This is a genomic window from Caballeronia sp. HLA56 (assembly GCF_054655155.1).
Genome location: NZ_BAAHOB010000003.1, coordinates 577,425 through 601,630 on the forward strand (window position 1 = coordinate 577,425; position 24,206 = coordinate 601,630).

Genomic DNA, 24,206 nt, shown 5'->3' on the forward strand with positions numbered 1-24,206 from the left:
CGATGCGTCACGCGGCGCATCGGAGTTCGATTGACTAGAATACGGGCGCATCGCGTACTCTCAATCGAATCACACAGACTCCATGCTCGCAGCGCTAGCCACCTTGCTCGTCTTCCAGTGTCTGGGCGAAGGCGTCTCCTATTTGTTCAGCATTCCCGTTCCTGGACCTGTCGTCGGCATGCTCATGCTGCTCGGCTTTCTCGCGATACGTCCGCAGGCAGCCAACGCGCTCGAACCCACCGCGCTCGAAATACTCCGTCATCTTTCGCTACTGTTCGTGCCTGCAGGCGTCGGCATCATGGTGTCGGCGAAAGCGCTGAGTGGCGACCTCGTCGCGGTCGTCGTGGCCATCGCGGTTAGCACGACGCTGGCGATTGCGGTCACCGCGCTCGTCATGCGCGCGATGCTGCGCCGACAGCGCCGCCTCTCCAACGATACGAAAGGCGCCGCATGACCGCGATCCCACGCCTCGGAGGTATTTGGGTCTATCTGGCGGCCACGCCGCTGCTCGGGCTCACGATCACGCTGCTCGCTTACCTCATTGCGCAGCGCATCTACGCAGCCTTCAAATTCAATCCGCTGGCAAACCCGGTGTTGATCGCGGTGGCGATCGTCGTCGTCGTGCTAAAGACCAGCAACACGCCGTACGACACGTACTTCGATGGCGCGCAGTTCGTGCATTTTCTGCTCGGACCCGCGACCGTCGCGCTCGCGTTGCCGCTTTACCGGCAGCTCGCGAATCTGCGGCGGCTCGCGTTGCCGATCATCGTGAGCCTTGCGGCGGGCTCGTTGACGGCGATCGTCTCGGCGGTGTCGGTGGGCGCGCTCATGGGCGCATCGCGCCAGACGGTGGCATCGCTTGCGCCGAAGTCGGCTACGACGCCTATCGCCATGGCGGTTGCCAAACAGGTCGGCGGTGTGCCGTCGCTCACGGCGGTGCTGGTGATATCGACGGGCGTCTTCGGTGCGGTTGCCGCGCGGGGCATCCTCAACCTTCTCCGTGTGAACGAAGTCGAAGCGCGCGGGTTTGCGCTTGGCGTGGCGTCGCACGGCATCGGAACGGCGCGCGCGTTTCAGGTGAGCGAGGAGATGGGCGCGTTTGCCGGGCTTGGAATGGGGCTGAACGGTGTGTTCACGGCGTTCGTCGTGCCGGTGTTGTTGCCGATGCTGGCGCGGTTTGTTTGATGCGGTATCGACGGACTAAGGCCCGGTTCTGACCGCATGACCCGGCGCCGCAATCGCGCGCTGTGCGAAGTCTATGAACGCATGCACCTTTCGCGAATGACGCCGGTTAGGCAGGTAAGTCGCATAGACGAAAGCGTCGCCGCCTTCCGGCGTGACCTGCGCGTCGTCGAACAAGGCAGTCAACGATCCGTCGCGTACCGACGCCCCGATGAGCCATTGCGGCAGCAGAGCGATGCCCAGCCCGCCGAGCGCCGCGCCCGCGAGCATGTCGAGATTGTTCGTCAACAATTGACCGCCGACATCGACGGATTCGCTTCTGTCAGGGTAGCGGAATACCCACTTCTGCCGGTTGCCGGGCTTATACGCAAACCGCAGACAGTCGTGTGCAACGAGTTCCGAAGCTGCGTGTGGATGGCCTCGCCTCTGCAAGTACGCCGGACTTGCCACGACGCATCGCGCACTGTGGCCGAGCCGCTTCACGATGAGACGAGGGTCGGCGGTCGGCACGCCAACGCGCAAGGCCAGATCGATCTTCTCGCTGACCAGATCCATGTGACTGTCAGACACGACCAGTTCCAGATTCACGCGCGGATGCTGCCGTAGAAACGTCGCGATATGCGGGGCGATATGCAGCCGGCTATAAGTTGCCGATACGCTCACGCGCAGCGAGCCCATAGGATCGATACCGGTGTCGATGACGCTATCGTCGGCGCCCGCCAGATCGGCCAGCACCTGGCGCACTTGCTCGACGTAGGTCACACCGGCGTCGGTGAGCGTGACGCTGCGCGTCGTGCGTGTCAGAAGCGACGTGCCGAGCGACGCTTCGAGTCCGTCCATCAGTCGCATGACGGAAGACGTCGTCTTGCCGAGTTCATGCGCGGCTGCCGTGAAGCCGCCGGATTCCGCTACCGCCAGCAAGGTTCTCAATGCCAACAGCTTGTCCATGTGCTCTCTATGAGTTCGACGCCGCGACCTTCGAGCGTCGCTGACAGTGTACTCATCCAGAAAGAGGAGGGCAGACTCGGTGCATCGAATGATCGCGTTCAGAACTTGTGACGAATGCCGAGCGTCACCACGAGCTGACGCTTGCTGCTCGACGGTCCGTAGCCGAGCACGGTGGCGTGCGTGGCATCGCCCGCAGCTTGCTGGGCGAAGGCGAGCATGGCGATATCCGTGCGCTTCGAAAGAATGTAATCGACCGTGACGTTCAGCTCGTGCCACATCGGCGACTGGTCGGGATTGTCGTATTTTCCGCGCGTGAAAACGTAGGCGGTGCCGATCAGCAAGTCGGGCCGAATGTTGTAGTTGACGCTCACGTTGAAGTTTTTCAGATTCAGGTGACTCTGGTCGAGATAGCTGTAATCCACGTTCGTGAACATTGCGCCTAAGCGAAGCGGGCCTGCTACATAGAAGCCGCCGGTGCCGAGAATTCTTTGTTTGCTGGCATAGGCCTTCGAAGGCAACGCGCTGTGCGTGAATAGCAGGTACGTGGGCGAGTAATCGTTGTCGACGGCGCCCGTTTGGTTGGTGTTGCTGTAGGGCGAGTCGTACTCCGCATACGCAACGTTCCAGTTGAAGGAGCCGTGGTCGTATCGGAGGCCGAGGCTGAAGGCACGATTGTCCGCAAAGCCGCCGGATGAGTTGCTGAAGCCATACAAGGCAGTCGCTTTGATACCGTGGAAGTCCGGGCTCGCATACTTCAACGAATTCTGAATGCGAATATTGTTGAAGGTGTTGTCGCTATCGCCAATACTCCCGAGCCAGCTCCATGCCGTATTGGGTCCCAGATAGTCGACGACGGCATCGTACTGACGGCCAGCGGTAAGCGTACCCCACGCGTCGCTCGAAAGGCCGAAAAAAGCCTGTCTGCCGAACTCGCGGCCGTTGTTGCTCAATGCGCCGTTCAACGCATTGAAGCCGTTTTCGAGCGTGAATACCGCCTTCAGGCCCGAGCCGAGATCTTCGATCCCACGCAGTCCCCAGCGCGGGCTCTGATTTTGTCCGGTGATGGCCTGATACGTATGATGACCGGATTGATTCGGCGAATAAGCGACGCCCACCGATATCAACCCGTACAACGTAACGCTGCTTTGCGCATGCGCAATCGGGACTTGCAGGCCAGTCAAAAGTCCTGCCGCAACAGCGAGGTGCTTGAACTTCACGTGATACTCCATGATTTTGGCGCGACAAACGGGCTCGTCATGGTCGCGACGATCGATATCGGCAATACGAAATGGGTCGATGCGGTTGTCCCACCCGTCACGGTGAGACGGACGTGGGCGTCGGGCTAAAGGCCGGTCACTGCCTTTGCGCCGTTTGCGATGTCGGGAAGCTCAAAGCTGCACGGACGCGCGGCGGATCTCCCGTTCTCCGTCGCTCGTTCTCACGCCGAGCGCATAGAGTCCCGAGGTCTTGCCGTTGTAACGAATCTCGAACGGGAAATCGGAAGGTCGTGCAATCTCGCCGAGCCACTTGGCCAGCGCGCTTTCGTCTTCGCCGATCTCGATCCAGTCGAGACCTTCGCCGCGTACGCTTCCAGTTCCCGGTTCCACGGGCAGACTCGCGGTATGCGGAGCGTTACCGGGCTTGAAGTACAAATTTGGCTTGCCAATAGGCCACGCTGTCATCGCGCTGGGCGTTTGCAGCGCAAAGCCGCGATTGCCGTTCATCATCTGGCGCCCGGCATCCTTGCCGGTCGTGCTTTCATCGATCACTGTTCCGTGATGCCGGGCGAACGCTTTCAGTTCATCGAGCGAATCGGTCCGCAGGCACCAGCCGACGAAACAGTCGCCATTTCGTGTTTGTTGCTCGAAAAACCTTGGCAGAGGTTGATCGCGCTGGAGAACGGTGTGATCGACGATTCCTTCCACTTCGATATAGATATCCGGCGCGAGCGGTACGACTTTATGGCCGATGCCGTAGAGTGGAAAGAAGCCGCCGTCGTAGTTGCCGAAGCCGGTTTCACGGCTGAGCCGGAACGTGGCTTCATAGACGTTGAGCGCTGCAAGGCAGACATGGTCGAAGTGGATCATTGCGTCATTCCTGATGAAGTAATACGTACTCGTTATGTGACTGCTCAATCGGTCGAGGTCAGTCCGAAGTTCTCTTGCCGGTGCGCGTCGCCAGCGGTGCCGTCGTAACGTGGCAGCAAGAGGAAAGTGAAGGCGGCGCCAGCGGCCAGCGCGGCGCACAGCACGAGCGCCGGTTGATAGCTGCCGAGACGATCCGCGAGCCAGCCGATACCAAGCGGGCCCACACCGGCCGCGATGCACAGCGAGCCGTACTGCCATGCATAAGCGCGTGGAAACATGCGCAACCCGAAGTAGCGAGTGCACATATAAGCGACCAAATCGATCTCTCCGCCGAATGCCCAGCCGACCGTGAAGGCATAGAGCGGTGCAAAGGCGAGGCCGCCCAGTTTGAGCGACAGGACGCCGCCCATCCCGACGAGGCAGGAGAACGCCATGAGGCGCGGCGCATGCACGTGGTCGGAGAGCCAACCGACGATCAGGCGCACGCAGATCGTGCCCACGCCGATCAGGCTCATATACTTCGCCGCCGAGGTCGGTGTCGCACCGAGTTCACGAAGCATCGGCGCCATGTGCTGCGCGCTGCCTGCAACGAATAGCGTCGACAACGTGAAGGCCACGAACATGAGCCAAAAAGTCCGGCTTCGCTTGACCGCGGCAAACTCCTTCGCCAGCGCTTTCGGATCGGCGACTTCGGGATTGTTTGAAGCGTTCGAGATGTCTTGCTGATTGTCCCGAAGGATCAGGAGCGAGACGGGTGCACCAATAGCCGCGATCGCCGCGAGCATCAGATAACCGGCATGCCAGCCGGATCGGGCGATCGTCATGGCGATGATCGGCGGCAGAATGGCTCCGCACAGTCCCAGCCCGACTTGTGTCAGACCCAGCGCGAATCCGCGACTGCGGTCGAACCAGCCGCTGATTACCCGTGTGAACGTGAGGCCGCTCGTGCCGCCGCCGAAGAATCCGGCCAGGCCCACGAGCACGATATACGCGATGGGCGTGGAGATGAACGCCGCCATCCCTGCAAAGCACGCAGCCAGAGCGAGGGCGCTGCCTGCTGCGGTGCGGGCGGCGCCGAAACGCGAAAGCAGCCGTCCCCACATTTGCAGGCCAATGGCGAGTCCGAGCGTGAACGCCAGATAGCCCGCGCCGTATTGCGTCTTCGTCAGGCCGACCGCACTTTGCAGGTCTTTGGCAAACAGGCCGAGATTGTAGGAGCCCAGGCCGATTACGCCAATTCCAAGGCCGACGGTCGAGCCGATCAACTGCGCCCATCCGCGTCTGAATTCGCCTGGTGTGTTCGTTGAAACATTCATGGAAGCAATCGCCAATTATCGGTTGATCAATAGAAGTTCGGCACGACGCGTAAATGTGCGCAGCGTTGAGCGTTCAGCAAGGCAGACAGCTCAAGATGGAACAGAACTCACGATTCCACTTGAACCGGAGGACACCGGTGTATCTCCACTTGTTATGTAGCTTATTGATGCCAAAAAAATTGATAAACGGGGCTTCAAGGCAACGCAGCATTGCATTCGCTGCCATGCAGAGGGGTTGAAGCGGCGCGGAAGCAGGCGCGCCAATGCCGGCAGAATATGGACGTGAAGAAGAAAGACGGAGTCGCGGCGGCAACTCAAGCATCGCCCACTCATCCATTCTTTGCAAAACTGTTCCGAAAACGCACGGCAGCGTCGCCGACTATACGAAGGTCTATAGAAATCCACCTCGGTCGTGATCCGGCAATCCCCACGGATAGCTTTTTACGCAGCGCCATCCGGCCTATCCTCCTCTACACGACGACCGCTGCGGCAGGGCGGTTCACCCACATCGGAGGAAACAAGCCGGCCATGACCACCTCGCTTTCTCACGCGGCACCCATCGTTCAGATTGGCACGAGCGCGCCGGACTTCACCTTGCAGGCCACGCCGGATCAGAAAATCTCGCTCTCCGAATTGCGCGGCACGCCGGTCGTCATCGCGTTCTATCCGGCGGACTGGAGTCCAGTTTGCGGCGATGAACTCGGTCTCTTCAACGCCGCGCTATCGTCGATCCATCGGCTGCGTGCGCAGCTCGTCGGCATCTCCGTGGATAGCGCGTGGTCGCACGCGGCGTTCGCATCGCAACGCAAGCTGCACTTTCCGCTGCTCGCCGACTTCGAGCCGAAAGGCGAAGTGGCGCGACGCTACGGCGTGTATCGCGTGGCCGAAGGCGTCGCCGAGCGCGCGTTGTTCGTGCTCGATGCCAACGGCGTGGTGCGCTGGGCCTACGTTTCTCCGATCACCGTGAATCCGGGCGTCGATGGAATTCTCGACGCGCTCGAGCAATTGAACTCATCCACGAAACAGGACGCGCAATGAGCCATCTCTCTCCGCCGGTCGGCCCGCTCGATCACATTCAGGGCGACGCCGAAGCACCCGTGACGCTCGTCGAATACGGCGATTTCGAATGCCCCTATTGCGGCGCCGAGTACGGCGTAATCAAGGCCGTGCAGGCGGCCATGGGCGCGCAATTGCGGTTCGTCTTCCGGCATTTTCCGTTGACCGACATGCACGCACATGCGCTTCATGCGGCCGAGTTCGCGGAAGCCGCGGCGAGCATCGGCAAGTTCTGGGAAGCGCACGACGTGCTGTATGAGCATCAGGCGTCGCTTGGCGATCGCGCGCTCGCGCAATACGCGGCGCAACTCGGCGTGCCCGCGCACGCGCTTTCGAATGCGTTCGATGGCGCCTTCGACGCGCGCATCCAGCAAGACTTCGATGGCGGCTTGCGAAGCGGCGTGAATGGCACGCCGACGTTGTTCATCAACGGGCATCGCTATGACGGCGAGCGCGATGCGGCGAGCTTGCTCGAAGCGTTGCGGGCGGTGCTCGATCGCGTGCAATAACCCAAGCACGAGCGCCTCAAGTCTCCAGGGGGCGCTGCCTCGCGTGAGTTCTCGTCAGTCAGCGGCTTGCGTTCCAACCCGCTGCATTCGTACGCGGCGGCTAGTCCAACCGCCGCCGCAGCCCGTCGCCCGCTAGCGGCATGTCACGCAGCCTCTTCCCCGTGGCGTCGAAGAGCGCGTTGCCGAGCGCGCCCGCGGTCGGTCCCATCGACGCTTCCGCTGCACCGAGAAACGGCGCGCCCGGTCTATCGATCAGATGCACGTTGACCGCGCGGGGCACGGCGGAAAATCGCAGGATCGGGTAACTGCTCCAGTCGAAGCTGCGGATGCGCTTCGTATCGAACTGCAATTCCTCGTACAGCGTCCAGCTCGCCGACTGCAGCACGCCGCCCTCGATCTGATTGCGAATACCGTCGGGATTCACGATCTGCCCGGAATCCACCGCGACCTCGGCATGTTCCAGCACCACCTGACCGGTTTCGGGAACCACGTACACTTCGACCGCTATCGCCACATAAGCCATCAGATTCTTGTATTTGGCGAATGCGAAGCCGACGCCGTGATTGCGCTTGCGCGGCGCACGTGGCCAGCCGAACTTCTCCGCCGCAAGCGCGATGACATCGCGGGCGCGCGGGTCGTGCATATGCTTCAGCCGGAACGCGACGGGGTCCGCGTTCGCGGCGGCCGCCAGTTCGTCCATGAACATCTCGATGGTGAAAACGTTCATATGCGCGCCGAGCGAACGCATGGCTGACGTATGCAGCGGCATCGTCGGCGAGAAGTTGTTCATCACGTGAAGATTGGGGAACGTGTAGAGCGGAATGGCGTTGCGGTCGCCGCCGCCTTCAGGCTGCACCATCGGCGTCGAAGGCGCGGGCGCGAACGGATGTTCCAGCATCTGCGCCGGAATCAACCGGCCCGCGTTCACGATCCGTTCGTTATGCGAGCTGCTCCAAAGCGCATAATTCCAGTCGACGATATTCCCGCCAGCGTCGAGCGACGCGCTCACTTCAGTGACCATCGCGGGCGTGTAGTGGTCCCACGTGTGCTCCTGTTCGCGCATCCATTGCACGCGCACGGGCTGGCCTTCCAGTTCCCGTGCGATGAGCGCGGCGTGCGCGGCTACATCGTCCGCGCCGTTGTGACCGTAGCAGCCCGATCCTTCGACATGGATGCAACGTACCTTTTCCTTCGGCATGGACAGCATCTCGGCGAGGCCGTCGCGTAACGGATACACGCCTTGCGAATGCGTCCATACAGTCATCGCGCCGTGCTCGAACATAGCGACGGCGCAGGATGGTCCGATCGAGCCGTGCATCATGTAGCGGCGCGTGTAGCGAGCGTCGAGCGTCTTTGCCGGCGCGCCGGCCGCGCCGTGTGTATCGGCGATCTCGATATGCTGCGTCGAGATCGTCTTCAAATCGCGATGCACGGTGGCCGGATCAGGTAACGCACGCCCCGCGCTCCACTGGCTTCCCGCAGCGAGCGCGCGTTGCGCCTGCACCGCTTGCCATTCGCCTTTGGCCACCACGGCAAGCATGCTGCCGTTTCTGATGACCTTGATGACGCCCGGCATCTTCATGATGGCGGGCGTGTCGGTTTCCATGAGCCGCGCCTCGTACACGGGCGGCATCACCACGCGGGCGTGGACCATGCCGGGCATCGTCATGTCCTGAACATAGCTCACGCCGCCCGTGACCTTGCGCGGAATATCCACGCGCGGCAACGACGTGCCGATCATGTCGAAGCTCGCGGGATTCTTGAGCGGCGAGACCGCCGACGCCACGCGATGCAGATCGATCATGCCGACCGCTTCGCCGTACGTCATGCTTCGTCCGTCTGGCGCTTCGATGACCGCATCGTGCGTGCGGAGCACATTGCTGGCGACGCCGAAATGACGAGCGGCCGCATCGACGAGAAGCCCGCGCACTTGTGCCGATGCGTTCAGCAACGCGCTGCCGCTATCGGCAATGGTGTGACTGCCCGCGGTGAGGCCTTCGTCCGGCGAGGCGCCCGTATCGGCGGTGAGGAAGTCGATGAGCGCGGGCGCCATGTCCAGTTCCTCGGCGGCGATCTGCAGGAGCGCGGTTCGCACGCCCGTGCCTAGCTCGACCTTGCCGGTGTAGACGGTGACCTTGCCCGTACGGTCGATCTTGATCCACGAATCGAGATACGGATTGGTCTTGAGGCTGCCCGCCAAGGCCTGCGTCGCCCGGCCGATGTGCACTTCGGCGCCTTCGTCGGCGATCACTTCCTGAGCCATGGCGCTCACGCCGGGAAGCATGCTGAAGCTCACGACGAGCGCGCCGGACATGAGAAAGCGCCGCCGTTTCTCGTCGATCCTGTCTTCCGCGACGCTCATTGCGCGCCTCCGTTCGGTGCGCTCAGATGCGCGACTTCGCGGATCGCGGCGAGAATCCGCATGTGCGTGCCGCACCGGCAAAGGTTCGGCTCCATGTGTTCGAGCAGTTCGCTCTCGGTCGGATGCGGATTGCGGTCGATGAGCGCCTGCGCGCGCATGATCATGCCGGCGATGCAGTAGCCGCACTGCGCGGCCTGATGATCGATGAACGCTTTTTGCAGCGCGCCGGGATGCTGGATCGTGCCGAGACTCTCGATGGTCCGCACAGGCCGCTTGCCGATGGCCGCGACAGGAATCAGGCATGAGAACACGGCTTCGCCATCCACGATCACGGTGCAAGCGCCGCATTGCCCGAGGCCGCAGCCGAACTTCGCGCCATGCAGTTGCAGGTTCTCGCGCAGGGCATAGAGCAGCGGTGTCGAAGGATCGATGTCGAGCGCGTGCTGCGCGCCGTTGACGGTGAGGTTGATCATCGCGCGTGATTCTCCTTTCTGATGCTGGCCGCCATGGCGTCGATGCCGGTCCACGGATCGCGTTGCGAGTACGTCGCCCGAATGTAGGACGCGAGATCGGCGATCTGCCGGTCGTCGTAGATCTGGCCGAAGCCGGGCATGTAGTTCGTGCTGTCTTCGCCATGCCAGCCGTTGCCGCTCAACATCATCTGGATTGCGTTGCGCGGCGTCGCGGCATTGGCGGCGCTGCTGAACGCGAGCGTGGGGCGCTCGCCGATAGACTGCATCGGCGCGGCCGGGCCGTGGCATTGCGCGCACGATGCGGCGAAGAGCGTCGCGCCACGTTGTATCGCGGGCGATGTGTCTTCCGGCGCGACGCCATTGGCGATGGCGGGCCGTGCTTTCTGTATGGACATGAGATACGCGGCGATTGCCTGCACGTCTTCTTCGGGCACGGTTGCGAGATCGCGCGTGACGGGCAGCATGGGGCCGGCGGCCGCGCCGTGTTCGCTCGCGCGACCGGTACGCAGATACGTCACGAGTTGCTCGCGCGTCCACGGCTTCGGCGCTGCATACAGTGCGTTGAGCGCGGGCGCTTCCCAGCCGTCGACGATGCCGCCATCGAACGCATGTCCGGCCTTTTCTCCGCCGATCGGATTGAGCGGCGAATGACATGATGCACAGTGACCGAGGCCATCCACGAGCAGCTTGCCGCGATTCCATTCGGCATCTTTGGATGCATCCGGGTGCTCCGGGCCCGGCCGCAGAAAGAGCACGTTCCAGAAGGCGAGCAAGGGCCGGAAGTTCAACGGAAAGATGAGTCGATTGGCGGGCGCGCTCGCTTTCACGGGTTCGCGCGTCATCAGGTAGGCATAGGCTGCCGCGATATCGCTGTCAGGCATACGCGTGAAGTGGATATACGGAAACGCGGGATACAGCAGGTGCCCGTCGCGCGCGATTCCATGGCGCAACGCGCGCGTGAAGGCTTCGAGCGACCAGTCGCCGATGCCTGTCGCAACGTCCGGCGTGATGTTGGTCGCGTAGATCGTGCCGAAGGGCGTGGCGAGCGGCAGGCCGCCCGCGAACGGCTTGCCGCCCTTGGCCGTGTGACACACGATGCAGTCGCCCAACGCGACGACGCGCGCGCCGGCGAGCCGCGTGTTTGCGTCGAACGATGCCGGCGCGGGTGGCGTAACCGGTGCGATGGCCGGTTGCCACATCAGCCATGCGGCGATCATCAGCGCGGCGGCGACCACCACGCTTACGCCCGCCAGCAATCGGGACTTGCGAGTCATTCACGCACCTTTGGAAGTGGTCATGCAACTACCGGTCAAAGTATCGACCGCCCGCGAAAATGTCCTGAAGCGGCGCTGAAATCTTGTTAAGGCAAACGAGCTTTCATTAAGCGTGACGAGCCGCATGTCCCCGTCCGATGGCGAGATAGTGCGTGAGCGCGATCAACGGAAACGCCGTTGCCACCGTTGCCACCAGCGGCCAGCCGCCATGCTCGTAAAGCGGACTCGCCAGCGCCGATCCGACCGCGCCGCCCACGAAGATGCTCGTCATGTAAAGCGCGTTGAGACGATTGCGGCTCGCCGCGTGCAGCGCATAGATCTCGCGCTGGCCGAGCACCATGTTCATCTGCACGCCGAAGTCGAGCACGATGCCTGTCGCCACCAATCCGATCACGCCCCACGCCGGATGAATCAACGCCGGCGCGTATGCCAGCGCGCCCACCACCAGCGCGATGAGCGTCGCGCGCACCGTGTGGCCCGCATCCGCGAGCCGTCCCGCTACCGGTGCCGACGTCGCGCCTATCGCGCCGACCAGCGCGAAGATGCCGATCTGCGTTTGCGACAGTCCGAAGTGACGCGTCAACTCGACGGGAATCGCGGTCCAGAAAAGGCTGAACGAAGCGAACATCAGCGCCTGATAAAACGAACGATGCCGCAAGACGGGCATCGTGCGAATCAAGTGTCCAAGCGAGCCGATGAGTTCGAAATACGTGGCCTTGTGATCCGGCTGGCGACGCGGAATGGTCAACGCGAGCACGCTCGTGACGACCGCCATCAACACGGCCGCGCAGCCGAATACCGCGCGCCAGCCGAAGTGACCGGCGACCACGCTCGATATGGGGCGCGACAGCAAAATGCCGAGCAAGAGTCCGCTCATGATGGTGCCGACCACCTTGCCGCGCGACTCGTCGGGCGCGAGATGCGCGGCAAGCGGAATCAGAATCTGCACGGCAACCGAACTGAAGCCGACCAGGAGCGAGACGCCGAGAAACAAGCCCGCCTGATGCGTGAACGCCGCGGCGGCAAGGCTCGCGATCGACACCAGCGCGGTGATAATCATCAACTTGCGGTTTTCCAGCAGGTCGCCGAGCGGTACGAGAAAGAACAGGCCGATTGCGTAGCCGATCTGCGTGAGCGACACGATCATGCTCGCCGCGCCGCCCGACATATGGATGTCCGGTGCAATCAGCTCGGTAATCGGCTGCGCATAGTAGAGATTCGCGACGATAGCGCCGCAACAGAACGCGAACAACGCAATGAGCCCGCGTGTCAGCTTGACGGGGCTGCTACTGCCCGTCGTGGTGGATGCCTGGGTCGACATGACGACTCCTCGAATCAAAAAGAAGAAAGCGGCGCGCTCAATGCCCGACCTTCATCAGGCGGTTGCCGAGCGAAATTCCTAGATCGGTCATGCGCCGGCCGAGTTGCAATTGCTGATGCTCCCAGCGTCGCAAAGCGGTATCGATGGTCTCGCCGCCATCCGCCACCGCCGACAACGCCAGCGCCAGCGCATGTGCGTTGGCCGCCGCCTTGGCGGTGCTGCCCGCCGTATGCGGCCGTGGCACGGACGCCGCATCGCCCAGCAGCAGCGCACGGCCGAACACCATTTGCGGCGAGCGCAGATCGACGATCGGCTGCATGAACGGATCGTCCGTGGATTCGACGAGTGCGCGGAAAGTCGGGCCAAGCATGGTCCGCGCTTCGTCGCGCAACTGAACGATGTCGGCGTTCTTGGTCGAACCCGGCGGCAACGAAAACGCGCGCTTCTCGCCATGACGATCGACGAGCAGTTCACCGAGCCGTTCGGCGCCGTACTTGCGATACCAGACCCAGTTCCAGCGACGCTCGCCGGGCACGGTCGAATCGTCATCGCCGGGGATGAGGTATGAAAGCCCCGAATGCCCGTCGCCGTCCTGAAACGCGAAGCGGTCGCGCAGCATGTTCGCGGCGAAAATCGGCAGGTCGGGTTCCTCGACAAGTCCGCGCCACGCCACGTAACCCGCATAGACCGGCACGATCTCGGGCAAAAGCCGCCGCCTGAGTGTCGAGCGGATACCGTCGGCGCCAATCAGCAGATCGGCCTCGACGCTGCGGCCGCTTTCGAAGCGCGCGACGACGCGCTCGCCGTCCTGATCGAAATCGACGAAGGTCTCGCCCGCATGAAGCGCCTGCGCGGGCAAGGCGTTTTTCATCGCGCGATAGAGCAGGCTCCACGACGTCTGCATCTGCGGCATGTGGAACTGTTCGAGCACGCGGTCTTCGCGATCCAGATAGATGCGATCGCCCGAATTCACGCCCGGCGGATTCGGCACCGCGACGCCCGCAAATGCGAGCGCTTCCAGCACATCCGGCTGCAACACGACTCCGCCACCCCGGCTTTCGAGCTGGTTCGGCGAAGTTTCGAAAACATCGGCATGCCAGCCTGCCGCGCGCAGGGCGTTGGCCGTGAGCAAGCCGCCAAGCGATCCGCCGATGACGACGGCACGCGGTTTATCGAACGCGTTCATGCTGCTTTCCTTTGCGCCGCTAAACGCCGCGCGGTGATGAACCCTTCTGGAGCCGATGCACGCAGCTTATGCGTTGCGTCGCGATTGTTGAATATGGATAGAATGCAAGTTCGCGTTGCGTCGGGCGCAACGAAATGTGGATTGAGGGCGAACATGGACAAGCTCCTCGCGGTCAGGACGCTGCTGGAAGTCGCGGACGCTGGCGGCTTCTCGAAGGCAGCGCAACGTCTGGGCGTAGCCACGTCATCGGTCACGCGTCTCATGGATTCGCTCGAAGACTCGCTCGGCGCCGCGCTGCTCACGCGCACGCCGCGCAAAGTCAGCCTCACGGATGCCGGAATCGCGTATGTCGAGCAGGTTTCGAAAGTGCTCGACGACCTCGCCGAAGCCGACGAAAGCGTATTCGACAGCGGCGCGGCGCCCGTGGGCACGCTCAGGATCTCGGCGCCATCCACGTACAGCCGCCTGTGCCTCGCGCCGCATCTTGCGACGTTCCTCGCGGAGCATCCGCGCGTGTTTCTCGATGTCGTCATCGCCGATCACTTCACGGACCTCGCGCTCGATCGAATCGATGTTGCGATCCGCATCGGCCGCGCCGACCGCGACGCCAATCTCATCGTCAAAAAGCTCGCGGACAATCCGCGCCATGTCGTGGCAAGCCACGCGTATCTCGCCCGCAACGGCACGCCGCAGACACCGCAGGACCTCGACGCGCACGAGTGCCTGCGCTTCGCGTACGGCGGCGGCTATCGCACGCGCCAGGTCTGGACCTTCCGGCGCGATGGCGACGAACAGCGTGTCGATGTGCGCGGTCATCTGCTGTCGAATAATCTCGACATCCTTCTCGAAAGCGTCGTATCCGGACGAGGCATTGCGTTGCTGCCCGAATGGCAAGTCGCGCCCGACATTCGCACGGGCCGCGTGGTGCGTCTCTTCGAACAGTTCGACGCCAGTCCTCACTCGGGCGATGCCGTGGTCTACGCCGCGTATCTGTCCAATCGCCGGCAATCCAGCAAGGTGCGCGCGCTCGTGCAGTTTCTCGAAACGCGTCTGCGCGCTTCGGGCGAAGACCGAGGCTCTTGAACTGAGTGCAGTGTAGGAACGCCGCGCGGCTAAAGTCCTGCAAAAAACGTGAAATGTTCTGAGGCGGCGCGTGGGCGCGGGAAAGACGCTTGAACGACATGCTTCGCCGCGCATCGGATTAAGAAGTTTTAAGGACCGTCGCGCTTAGTTGGCGCTTAGTTGGCGCGTGGTTCGGGCGTGGTGCGTTGAGACTGCCTGGCATCTCGCGTATTCACCGTCGTTCACGGTTCTTGGCGCCAATCCGCATCGCAGCGCTTAAGGCTTTTTTAGAACCCGCCAAAGCCTTTAAAGATTCGTTTCGCTACCCTCTGACAAAGAACGCGGACTGCGAACGGTCCTCGACGTCATGCGAATGCAGCGCGTCGTGACGGACCGCTCGCCATGTCTCGACACACAGGAGCGGGCATGAAGCTGACGATTGCAGGCGTGGCGATTCCCGATACCGCGATGGCGCAGGCCGCCACGAATCTGATCAGCGCCACGCAATCCGTCCTGATGTTTCATCACGCGCTTCGCTCGTTCCTGTTCGGCGCACTGACCGGCCACCGCGAGAACAGGCCCTTCGATGCCGAACTGCTCTACCTCGGCGCGCTGTTTCACGATGTCGGACTGAACACGCGCTTCCAGCACTCGCCGAACCGTTTCGAAGTGGACAGCGCCGATGCCGCGCGCGACTTCATGCGTCAGCACGGCGTGGCCGAGCGTCAGATCGAAGAGGTGTGGCTCGGCATCGCGCTGCATACGACGCCCGGCATTCCGGAACATCTTTCGACGCTGGTCGCGCTCATCGCCGCCGGCGTGCAGATGGACGTGACGGGCGCGCGTTACGACCAGTTCAGCGAGCCTGAGCGCGATGAGATCGTGCAGGCGTATCCGCGGGAAACCGGCTTCAAGAAGAAGTTGATCGAAGCGTATGCGCGCGGCATGGAGCATCGGCCGGATACGACCTTCGGCACGGTGAACGCCGACGTGCTCGATCGCTGGGACCCGAATTACCGGCGACTGAATTTCTGCGGGCTGGTGTTGGGATCGGACTGGCCGAACTGAAATCGAAGGCTATTGCACATGGCCGAAGGAGAGATGAATTGAGCACCGAGGCATTCATCGACGGGACGCGCAAGGCGTCGTCTGGCTCCGGCATCGCCGTGCATTTCGATCAGCTCTGGTTCGATCAGCTCGTACTCGAAGCGCTGCTCGTGGATGGCGAGATCGTGCGGCATCGCGCGAGAACGCAAGACGGCGCGCGGTCCTGGCTCGTCGCGGCGCCTGCCGGTCCTTCTTCCGATGCCGTGTTGCGGCGTCTCAGGCAAGAGTTTGCGCCGGCCGGGAAGCTCGATTCCGCGTGGGCCGTGCGGCCGCTCGCGCTCTTGAGGCTCGAACGCGGACCGGTGCTCGTCTATGAAGACCAGGGTGGCGCGCCGATTCTTCCACGCGCCGACGGCACGATTGCACTCGGCCGCTTTCTGCGCATTGCCGTGGGCGCGGCGCAGTCGCTCGCGCTCGCGCACGAACGCGGCGTTCTGCACGGCGACATCAAGCCTTCGAACCTGCTGGAAGGCGCCGATGGCACGGTGCGCTTGCTCGGCTTTCGCGCTTCGACGAGCGAAGCTGCAGAGTCTATCGACCACGCCGATACCTTGAGCGGCACGCTGGCGTATATGTCGCCGGAGCAGGCGAGACGCGCGGAAGAACAGGCCGACGAGCGCAGCGATCTCTATTCTCTCGGCGTGACCCTGTACGAGCTATTGACCGGCCACTTGCCGTTCGAAGCGGCGGATGCGGTCGAATGGATCTTCAATCACGTCGCGCGGCAGCCCGCCGATCCGCGCCGCTACCGCGCGTCATTGCCCGATGTGCTGGGTTCAATCGTACTCAAGTTGCTTGCCAAGAGTCCTGCGGAACGCTATCAAAGTGCGTCGAGTCTCGAAGCCGATCTGCGGCACTGTCTTGCCGACTGGAACGAGATGCAGCATATCGTCCCGTTCGAACCGGCCGCGAAAGACAACGTCAAGAATCTCGCCTTTACGCATCGTCTGTTCGGACGTTTGCATGAATATCAGGCGCTGCGGGACGCCTTCGATCGCAACGCGCGGCAGGGCGCCGCCGAACTCATCCTCGTGTCCGGCTATTCGGGCGCGGGCAAGTCGGAACTCGTGCGCAGCGTGCATCGCGCGACCGCGCAGAGTGCCGCGCTCTTCGCTTCCGGCAAGCTCGAACAGTACGGTCAGAACGCGCCTTATGCGCCGTTGATGCAGGCCATCCGTTCGCTCTTTCAGCGCATTCTCGGTGAGAGCGACAGCGAACTCGACCGCTGGCGCGCGGTGCTGTGCGAGGCGGTCGGTTTGCAGGGAAAACTCATCGTGAACTTCATTCCCGAGCTGGAACTCGTGCTCGGCGAGCCGCCCGACGTAGCGGAGTTGCCGCCCGTGGAAGCGCAGTTGCGCTTTCAGGCGCTGATCTCGCGGCTTTTGTCCGTGTTCGCGACAGAAGCGCATCCGCTGATTCTCTTCTTCGACGACGTTCACTGGTTCGACGAGGCCACGCTGAACTTCATCGCTGCTTTCGTGGCGCATGCCGATATGCGTCATGTGCTCCTGATCTGCGCGTATCGCGATAACGAAGTGGATCGCTCGCCACGGTTCAAGGCGTTCCTCGATTCGTTGCCCGATGCCGGCGCGCGCGTGAGTTCGCTGGCTGTCGGGCCGCTCGATCCGGCGAATGTCGTGGCCTTGCTCGCCGACGCACTTCATTCCGATGCCGCGCATGTCTTTCCGCTCGCGGCGGTGGTGCACGAAAAAACCGGCGGCAACCCGTTCTTCATCAAGCAACTGCTGCTCGTGCTGGCGGAACATCGGATGATCGTCTACGACGGCGAGGCGCGTCGCTGGACGTGGGACCTGGAACGTATCGGCGAGTACGAATCGTCGGATAACGTCGTCGATCTGATGGTGACGCGGCTTTCGCGCCTGCCGCCAGCGGCGCAGGCGGTGCTCAGGCTGCTCGCGTTCATGGGACGACGGCTCGACCGTTCGACACTCATGCTGATCGATCCCGGCGATGGCGTCGAGTCGGCGCGGCGTCTGCAACCCGCGCTCGAAGCAGGGCTCGTCGTATCCGACCGCACGGGCTTTGCCTTCGCTCACGACCGCGTGCAAGAGGCGGCGTATGCGTTGACGCCCGAGCACGAGCGCGGTGTCGAACACGCCCGCATCGCGCGCATTTTGCTGCGAGACTTCAATGCGCGGACGCTGCAATCGGCGTTCGACGTGGCGCACCATATCGAACGCGCTCAGGCGGCGGGCGCGCTTCTCGAACTCGATGCAGACGAGACCGCCGTGTTTGCCACGGTCTGTTTGCAAGCGGCGCGTCAGGCGAAAGAAGCGATCGCTATCCGTTCCGCGCTGAATTATCTGGACGTCGTGCAGGCGCTGCTGCACGCGAACGGCGCGGCGCAGGCCCACGCCGCAACCTATGAAATGGGCGTGTTGCGCGTGCAGTGTCACATCCTGAACGCCGATTTCGACGCTGCCGGTAAAGAGATCGCCACGCTCTTGCGCGAGGACCTGTCTGTCGTCGCGCGCGCGTCGGTCTACAAGCTCAAGGTCGACATGCAGCAGCATCTGTCGGACTATGAAGCCGCCGTCGAAACCGCGCTCGAAGGCGTTCGGCTGTTCGGCACGGTTCTGCCGCGCTTTCCGCAAGCCGCCGATGTCGAAGCCGCGTATGGCAAGCTCAACGCGTCGCTTGCATCGCGAAGCATCGCCTCGCTCGCGAACCTGCCGACGTTGCGCGACGAGAAGATCGAGTCCGAGATGAACCTGCTCGCGAGCGTCTACGCGCCCGCATCGTTCGTCGACGAACGGCTCGGTTTTCTGCATCTGTGCCACATGGTGCAGATGACCATCGACCACGGCATCACGGCAGCATCGGCGCACTGTCTGTCGTGGTTCGGCGTTTATGTCGCCGAGTTCTTCGGGCGCTACGAGGAAGGCTTCGAGTTCTCGCGGCTGGCGCGCACGCTGGTCGAATCGCGCGGCTTCAACACGGTCGCCACGAGCACGCTGGTGGCGCTCGATACGGTCGCCGTCTGGACCCAGCCGCTGCCCTACGTGCTGGCCTGCGCGCGCGATGCGTTCGAATCCGCCAGGCCGAGCGGCGACCTCACGATGAGTTGTTACGCATGCAATCACATCGTCTCCGATCTGCTGACAATGGGCGCACCGCTCGAACAGGTCGATCGCGAAATCGACCTGGGTTTGTCGTTCGCGCGACGCGTGAGATTCCGGGATGTCGAGGACATCCTGGAACTGCAAAAGCGATACGTACACAGCCTGACGGGCGGGCCGGGACTGCCGGGCAATTTCGGCTCGGTGGTGGACGGACGCATGACCTTCGACGCCGATCTGCTCGACACGCAGATGACGACGCTGCGTTTCTGGATCTGGCTGCTAAAGGGCATGTCCTGCTACTTTCATGGCGATTACCGCAACGCGTCGTATTGCCTCGCTGAAGCCGGCGAGCTGACGTGGGCGACGCCCGCGCACGTGCATCAACTGGACTATCACTTCTATTCGGCGCTCAATCTCGCGCAAATGTACGAAGCGGACGAAGCCATTGCGCGCATCGAACCGCATCTCGCGAAGCTTACGGTCTGGGCGAAACTCAATCCGGCGACGTTTCTCGACAAGCTGTTGCTGGTCGAAGCCGAAATCGCTCGTCTGCTCGCCAAGCCGCTCGAAGCGCTGGCGCGTTATGAGGAAGCGGCAGCCGCAGCGTCCGAAAGCGGCTTCAGTCATATCGATGCACTCGCGCATCGGCTGGCGTGCGCGTGCTGCGAAGCGAACGGGCTCTTTACGGCCGCGCGGGAACATCGGCGGCGCGCGATCGACGGTTATGCGCGCTGGGGCGCGCATGCGCTCGTCGGCCGACTCGAACGCGATGCGGGTCCGGCACGCGCGACGGCCGTGCGTCAAGCGCTCCCCGAGGTTCCGGTGGCGTCCCGTCCATCGGTCGAAATCGAGGATGCGCAGCATCGCTTCGATTTGCTGTCGGCGCTGAAGTCGTCGCAGGCGCTCTCCGAGGAGATCGTGCTCGACAAGCTGATCCGCACGCTCGTCACGCTCGCCATCGTTCACGCCGGCGCGCGCAGCGGCATCCTGATTCTCATGCAAGGCAACGTGCCCGTGGCCGAAGCGCGCGGACAGGAGACGCCCGAGGGCGTACAGGTTCAGCTGGCCGGCGAAGCGCCCGTGCGCGAGGATTTGCCCGCTTCGGTCCTGTACACGGCGCTGCGCACGCGTAAGCCCGTGGTGGTGGAAGACGCGCAGCACGATCCGCGATTTTCCTTCGATGCAGCCTTGTCCAGCAGGCCGGTTCGTTCCGTATGCTGTCTGCCGCTCGTGAAGCAAGGGCATGCCGTCGGCGCGCTTTACCTGGAAAACGATCTGACGACGGGCGTGTTCACGGAGAGCCGCACGTCGGTGCTCGAATTGCTCGCGTCGCAGGCGGCCATATCGCTCGAAACGGCGCGTCTTTATGCCGAGTTGCTCGAAGAAAACAAGCGTCGCAAGGAAACGGAAGCGGCCCTGCGCATGAGCGAGGAAGCGCTCGCGCTCGGGCAGCGGATAGGCCGCTCGGGAAGCTATATCTGGAACACGCTGACGGGCGAACGCTATTGGTCGAAAGAACTCTACAACGTGTTTTGCTTGCCAATAGAAGCGAGCGGTCCCGCGACACGCGCGATCATGGAGCGCATTCATCCCGAGGACGTCGCGTTTTATCGGGAGATGGTCGAGCGTGCCGCGCACAAGCGCGTGCCCTTCCGGCAGAAGTTTCGCGTGGTCGCGCCGGACGGCGCCATCAAGCATCTCGAAGTGCTGGGCGAACCGTCCGGCGTGAGCAGCTTCGTCGGCGTGGTCACCGACCTGACCGAAAGGCACATGACCGAACTCGCCTTGCAGAACGCGAAGAGCGAACTGGCGAAGGCATCGCGCGCATCGACGATGGGCGAACTCGCCGCTTCGATCGCGCACGAGATCAATCAGCCGCTGGCTTCCATCGTGTCGAACGCGAGTGCGTCCGTGCGCTGGCTCAACCGGCCCGAGCCGGATCTGGCCGAGGCATCGAGCGGCCTGCGCGAGATCGTCAAGGACGGCAAGCGGGCGGGCGATATCATCCGCGCATTGCAGACGCTTGCGAAGGAAACCAAGCCTATTTTCGCGCCGGTCTATATCGATTACGTCGTGCGCGAAGTGTTCGAACTGGCGGCGGCGGAAATAGAACAACGCGGTGTCCTCGTGCGGCTCGATCTGGCTGCGCGTTGTTCGGTAACGGCTGATCGCGTGCAGCTGCAACAGGTGCTGTTCAATCTCGTCATGAACGCCGCCGATGCCATGAGCCATCTCGATGCGCGTCAGCGCCTGCTCGCCGTCACGTCCTGCATCGACGACAGGGGCACCGTGATCGTGTCCGTGCAGGACAACGGCGATGGCATTCGCGAAGACATTGCCGAGCGCATCTTCGACGCGTTCTTCACCACGAAGGACACCGGCATGGGCATGGGGCTCGCCATTTGCAGGTCGATCATCGAGGCGCATGGCGGGACGCTCACCGCGGGACCGGCGTATCCGCGTGGGACGGTGTTCGTCTTCACGCTGTCGGCGGTCGCTTGAAGTCGTTGCGTGAAGCTATCGTGCAAATCCACAAAAGCCGGGCGATAACCAAGCGTGCCGTGCCACGAATCGCGAATACTCCCTTCACGCATGACACACCGGCACGGGCCGGTCAATCAATCGAGAAGGAGTAGCGGACATGGCTTACATCACGACCAAGGACGGCACGGAAATCTATTACAAGGACTGGGGCACGGGCCCGGCGATCACGTTTTCTCACGGCTGGCCGCTCGATGCCGACGCGTGGGACGCGCAGATGATGTTCCTCGCCGAACGCGGTTATCGCGTGATCGCGCATGACCGTCGCGGCCACGGCCGTTCATCGCAACCGTGGAACGGCAACGAGATGAACACTTATGCCGACGATCTTGCCGAGCTGATCGAAGCGCTCGATCTGCAAGACATCATGATGGTCGGCCATTCGACCGGCGGCGGAGAAGTGGTGCGCTATATCGCGCGTCATGGCGCAAAGCGCGTGTCGAAGGTCGTGCTGGTTTCGGCCGTGCCGCCGATCATGCTCAAGACCGAAGCGAACCCGGGCGGCCTGCCGCTATCCGTGTTCGACGACATTCGCAAAGGCGTGCACGATAACCGCGCGCAGTTCTTCAAGGACCTCGCGATGCCGTTCTACGGCTTCAACAAGCCCGGCGCGAAAGTGTCGCAAGGCACGATCGATTCGTTCTGGCTGCTCGGCATGCTGGGTTCGATCAAAGGCATGTACGACTGCATCAAGGCGTTCTCGGAGACGGACTTCACCGAAGACCTGAAGCAGGTCACGGTGCCCGCGCTCGTGCTGCAAGGCGACGCCGATCAGATCGTTCCGCTCGACGATTCCGGCAAGCTCTCGTCGAAGCTCATGCCGAACGCGAAGCTGAAGATTTACGAAGGCGCGCCGCATGGCATGTGCACCACGCACGCGGATCGCGTCAACGCGGACCTGCTGGAGTTCATCCAGTCGTAAGCGGCGTGGCGGTCAGCGCAGGCTTGTGCAAGCGCCTGGAAAGCGGCCAGCGGGCAGGTCGCGCAGGAAGCGGAGCCGTCTCGTGGACCACGGGCGCCGCCGCTGTCAATGCCGCGCGCAGCCGCTTCTCGATCGCTGCGTCTGCCGTTCCCGCCGGCAGCTTCGCGATGGCATCGACGGCGAGCGCGGCGCGCATGCGGCACTCGTCGAACAGATGCGCGTCGCTTAGTGCGCCGACGAGATGCGACGCCAGTTCGATACCCACGCGGACATCGCCGTCCACGGACATCGCCCAGTCGAGCGCGACGCGCGCATCGTCCAGCGTGTGCTGGAAGGCGGCCGGATGGTCGTCGAGGCCGCAGGCTGTGGCCGCGATCTGTCGTGCAACATGACGCGCATTGCGGCGGATGATCTCGCGCAATTCGCCGTTGGCGCGCAGCTTTTCCAGCGCATAGGCGCGCGTCGATTCCGACAGACGATAGCGCGCGGTGGCGCGCTCGAATTCGACGCTCACGAGCGACTTCGCGACCAGTTCGGTGATGCCGCCGATGGCGTCCGCTGTCGTGTGCTCTTCGTCGCAGACTGCCGCGCACATCGACTCGAAAGAGAACCTGCCGCTAAAAAGCGCGAGCCGCCAGAACACGGATTGCGTGTCGCGGTCCAGCAGCGCGAAGCTCCAGTCGAAAGTGGCGCGCAAGGTTTGATGACGCGGCAGCGCGGTGCGGTAACCGCCCGCGAGAATCGCCATGCGGTCGTCCAGCCTGCGGCAGACGCCTTCCACGCCGAGCGCGGCGACGCGCGCGGCGGCCAGTTCGATGGCAAGCGGGAGGCCGTCCAGACGCCGGCAGATTTCACCGACGAGCCGGATCTCCGCGCTGTCGGTCGCCACGCTTTCCTGCAACGAATCGGCGCGCAGGATGAAGAGGCTCACGGCGGAGCATCGGAGAATATCGGCGTCCGCGGCATCGGCGGGAGGCACGTCGAGCGGCTCCACTCGGAAGATGCTCTCTGCCATCACGCGCAACGGCTCACGGCTCGTCACCAGCACGCGCAGCTTTTCGTTGCCGGCGACGAGTGCATCGACGATCTGCGCCACGGCGCCGACCACATGTTCGGCGTTATCGAGCAGCAGGAGTTTCGACTGGCCGGCGAGTGTCGCGGCCACGCGCGCTACATCGATATGCGTATCGGGCAAGGCAATGCCGCAACTCTCCGCGATGGCGCACAGCACGCCCTCGCGCGTCGTCAACGCGGCGAGTTCGACGAAGCACACCGGTTCTGGAAAGTCTTCGGCACTATGACGGGCCGCCTCGATAGCGAGCCGCGTCTTGCCGATGCCGCCCGCGCCCGTCACCGTCAACACGTGCGAGTTGCGCAGCATGGCGCGGATCGTGGCGATTTCCGTATCGCGTCCGAGCAACGCGGATTTTTGCGGCGGAAGACGGCGGCCGCAAGCGGGCTTGAGCCGCGCTTCATCGGATGGCGTGCTCGGCTTGCGTTGCAGGAGTTGATAGCCACGGCCGGGCACGGTGAGAATCAGGTCGCGGTCCGCGCCGAGCACCTTGCGCAACGCCGAGAGATGAACATGAATATTGTTCTCCTCGACGACGGTGTCGGGCCATACGGCGTTCATCACCTCGTCCTTCGAGACGAGACGGCCGCCAGCCGCCGCGACCACGGCGAGGATATCGAAAGCGCGCGAGCCGAGACGCACGAGTTCGCCGTTTCGCCATAAGGCGCGCATCTCCAGATCGATCTGAAATCCGCCTATTTGCAT

19 protein-coding genes are annotated in these 24,206 nt (G+C 63.0%); 8 read left to right on the forward strand and 11 right to left on the reverse strand.

Features of this window, described 5'->3' with window-relative positions; all coding sequences use genetic code 11:
• Positions 1-82: 82 nt before the first annotated feature.
• A complete protein-coding gene (locus ACYQ47_RS14575; protein WP_250467901.1) occupies positions 83-454 on the forward strand; it encodes a CidA/LrgA family protein in 372 nt (123 codons plus the stop codon).
• Complete coding sequence (locus ACYQ47_RS14580) at positions 451-1,185, forward strand: LrgB family protein (RefSeq protein ID WP_244831223.1); 735 nt, start codon at positions 451-453, stop codon at positions 1,183-1,185. The genes ACYQ47_RS14575 and ACYQ47_RS14580 overlap by 4 nt, the downstream gene beginning before the upstream one ends.
• A 15-nt stretch (positions 1,186-1,200) precedes the next feature.
• On the opposite strand, the gene ACYQ47_RS14585 is transcribed toward ACYQ47_RS14580, so the two are convergent.
• From ACYQ47_RS14585 to ACYQ47_RS14600, 4 genes are all read right to left on the reverse strand, one after another.
• Positions 1,201-2,130, reverse strand: a complete 930-nt coding sequence (locus tag ACYQ47_RS14585) for a LysR family transcriptional regulator (RefSeq protein ID WP_309847554.1) — start codon at positions 2,128-2,130, stop codon at positions 1,201-1,203.
• A gap of 98 nt (positions 2,131-2,228) precedes the next feature.
• Positions 2,229-3,347, reverse strand: a complete 1,119-nt coding sequence (locus ACYQ47_RS14590) for a porin (RefSeq protein WP_459905787.1) — start codon at positions 3,345-3,347, stop codon at positions 2,229-2,231.
• A gap of 171 nt (positions 3,348-3,518) precedes the next feature.
• On the reverse strand, positions 3,519-4,217 hold the full coding sequence (locus tag ACYQ47_RS14595; protein ID WP_459905788.1) for a VOC family protein: 699 nt from the start codon (positions 4,215-4,217) through the stop codon (positions 3,519-3,521).
• A 44-nt stretch (positions 4,218-4,261) separates the two neighbouring features.
• Positions 4,262-5,533 (reverse strand): MFS transporter, encoded by a 1,272-nt coding sequence (locus tag ACYQ47_RS14600; RefSeq protein WP_459905789.1) that lies wholly within the window; start codon positions 5,531-5,533, stop codon positions 4,262-4,264.
• Positions 5,534-6,061: 528 nt separating this feature from the next.
• Between ACYQ47_RS14600 and ACYQ47_RS14605 the strand changes: the two genes are divergently transcribed.
• Both ACYQ47_RS14605 and ACYQ47_RS14610 read left to right on the forward strand, forming a co-directional pair.
• Entirely contained in the window at positions 6,062-6,571 is a 510-nt protein-coding gene (locus tag ACYQ47_RS14605) for a redoxin domain-containing protein (protein WP_459905790.1), read from the forward strand.
• A complete protein-coding gene (locus ACYQ47_RS14610) occupies positions 6,568-7,098 on the forward strand; it encodes a DsbA family protein (protein ID WP_244831229.1) in 531 nt (176 codons plus the stop codon). Before ACYQ47_RS14605 ends, ACYQ47_RS14610 begins: the two co-directional genes overlap by 4 nt.
• Before the next feature lie 100 nt (positions 7,099-7,198).
• Here the strand turns inward: ACYQ47_RS14610 and ACYQ47_RS14615 are convergent, their stop codons facing one another.
• From ACYQ47_RS14615 to ACYQ47_RS14640, 6 genes are all read right to left on the reverse strand, one after another.
• Positions 7,199-9,460 (reverse strand): xanthine dehydrogenase family protein molybdopterin-binding subunit, encoded by a 2,262-nt coding sequence (locus ACYQ47_RS14615; protein WP_459905791.1) that lies wholly within the window; start codon positions 9,458-9,460, stop codon positions 7,199-7,201.
• A complete protein-coding gene (locus ACYQ47_RS14620) occupies positions 9,457-9,933 on the reverse strand; it encodes a (2Fe-2S)-binding protein (RefSeq protein ID WP_244831231.1) in 477 nt (158 codons plus the stop codon). The genes ACYQ47_RS14615 and ACYQ47_RS14620 overlap by 4 nt, the downstream gene beginning before the upstream one ends.
• Positions 9,930-11,150: a c-type cytochrome gene (locus tag ACYQ47_RS14625; protein WP_459905927.1), complete on the reverse strand. Its 1,221-nt coding sequence runs from the start codon at positions 11,148-11,150 to the stop codon at positions 9,930-9,932. Before ACYQ47_RS14625 ends, ACYQ47_RS14620 begins: the two co-directional genes overlap by 4 nt.
• A gap of 163 nt (positions 11,151-11,313) precedes the next feature.
• Positions 11,314-12,528: an MFS transporter gene (locus ACYQ47_RS14630; protein ID WP_250527207.1), complete on the reverse strand. Its 1,215-nt coding sequence runs from the start codon at positions 12,526-12,528 to the stop codon at positions 11,314-11,316.
• Between the two features lie 37 nt (positions 12,529-12,565).
• Positions 12,566-13,714 (reverse strand): FAD binding domain-containing protein, encoded by a 1,149-nt coding sequence (locus ACYQ47_RS14635; RefSeq protein WP_244831234.1) that lies wholly within the window; start codon positions 13,712-13,714, stop codon positions 12,566-12,568.
• A complete protein-coding gene (locus tag ACYQ47_RS14640; RefSeq protein ID WP_250467912.1) occupies positions 13,711-13,869 on the reverse strand; it encodes a hypothetical protein in 159 nt (52 codons plus the stop codon). The genes ACYQ47_RS14635 and ACYQ47_RS14640 overlap by 4 nt, the downstream gene beginning before the upstream one ends.
• Here ACYQ47_RS14640 and ACYQ47_RS14645 point away from each other — a divergent pair.
• From ACYQ47_RS14645 to ACYQ47_RS14660, 4 genes are all read left to right on the forward strand, one after another.
• A complete protein-coding gene (locus ACYQ47_RS14645) occupies positions 13,868-14,797 on the forward strand; it encodes a LysR family transcriptional regulator (RefSeq protein ID WP_250467913.1) in 930 nt (309 codons plus the stop codon). The genes ACYQ47_RS14640 and ACYQ47_RS14645 overlap by 2 nt on opposite strands.
• A gap of 405 nt (positions 14,798-15,202) precedes the next feature.
• Positions 15,203-15,844: an HD domain-containing protein gene (locus ACYQ47_RS14650; protein ID WP_244831936.1), complete on the forward strand. Its 642-nt coding sequence runs from the start codon at positions 15,203-15,205 to the stop codon at positions 15,842-15,844.
• A gap of 38 nt (positions 15,845-15,882) precedes the next feature.
• A complete protein-coding gene (locus ACYQ47_RS14655; RefSeq protein ID WP_459905792.1) occupies positions 15,883-21,468 on the forward strand; it encodes an AAA family ATPase in 5,586 nt (1,861 codons plus the stop codon).
• 139 nt (positions 21,469-21,607) lie between these two features.
• A complete protein-coding gene (locus tag ACYQ47_RS14660) occupies positions 21,608-22,429 on the forward strand; it encodes an alpha/beta fold hydrolase (RefSeq protein WP_244831237.1) in 822 nt (273 codons plus the stop codon).
• On the opposite strand, the gene ACYQ47_RS14665 is transcribed toward ACYQ47_RS14660, so the two are convergent.
• The gene (locus ACYQ47_RS14665; protein WP_459905793.1) at positions 22,416-24,206 is read right to left on the reverse strand and encodes an ATP-binding protein; all 1,791 of its coding nucleotides are present in this window, start codon (positions 24,204-24,206) and stop codon (positions 22,416-22,418) included. The two genes, ACYQ47_RS14660 and ACYQ47_RS14665, sit on opposite strands and share 14 nt — an antisense overlap.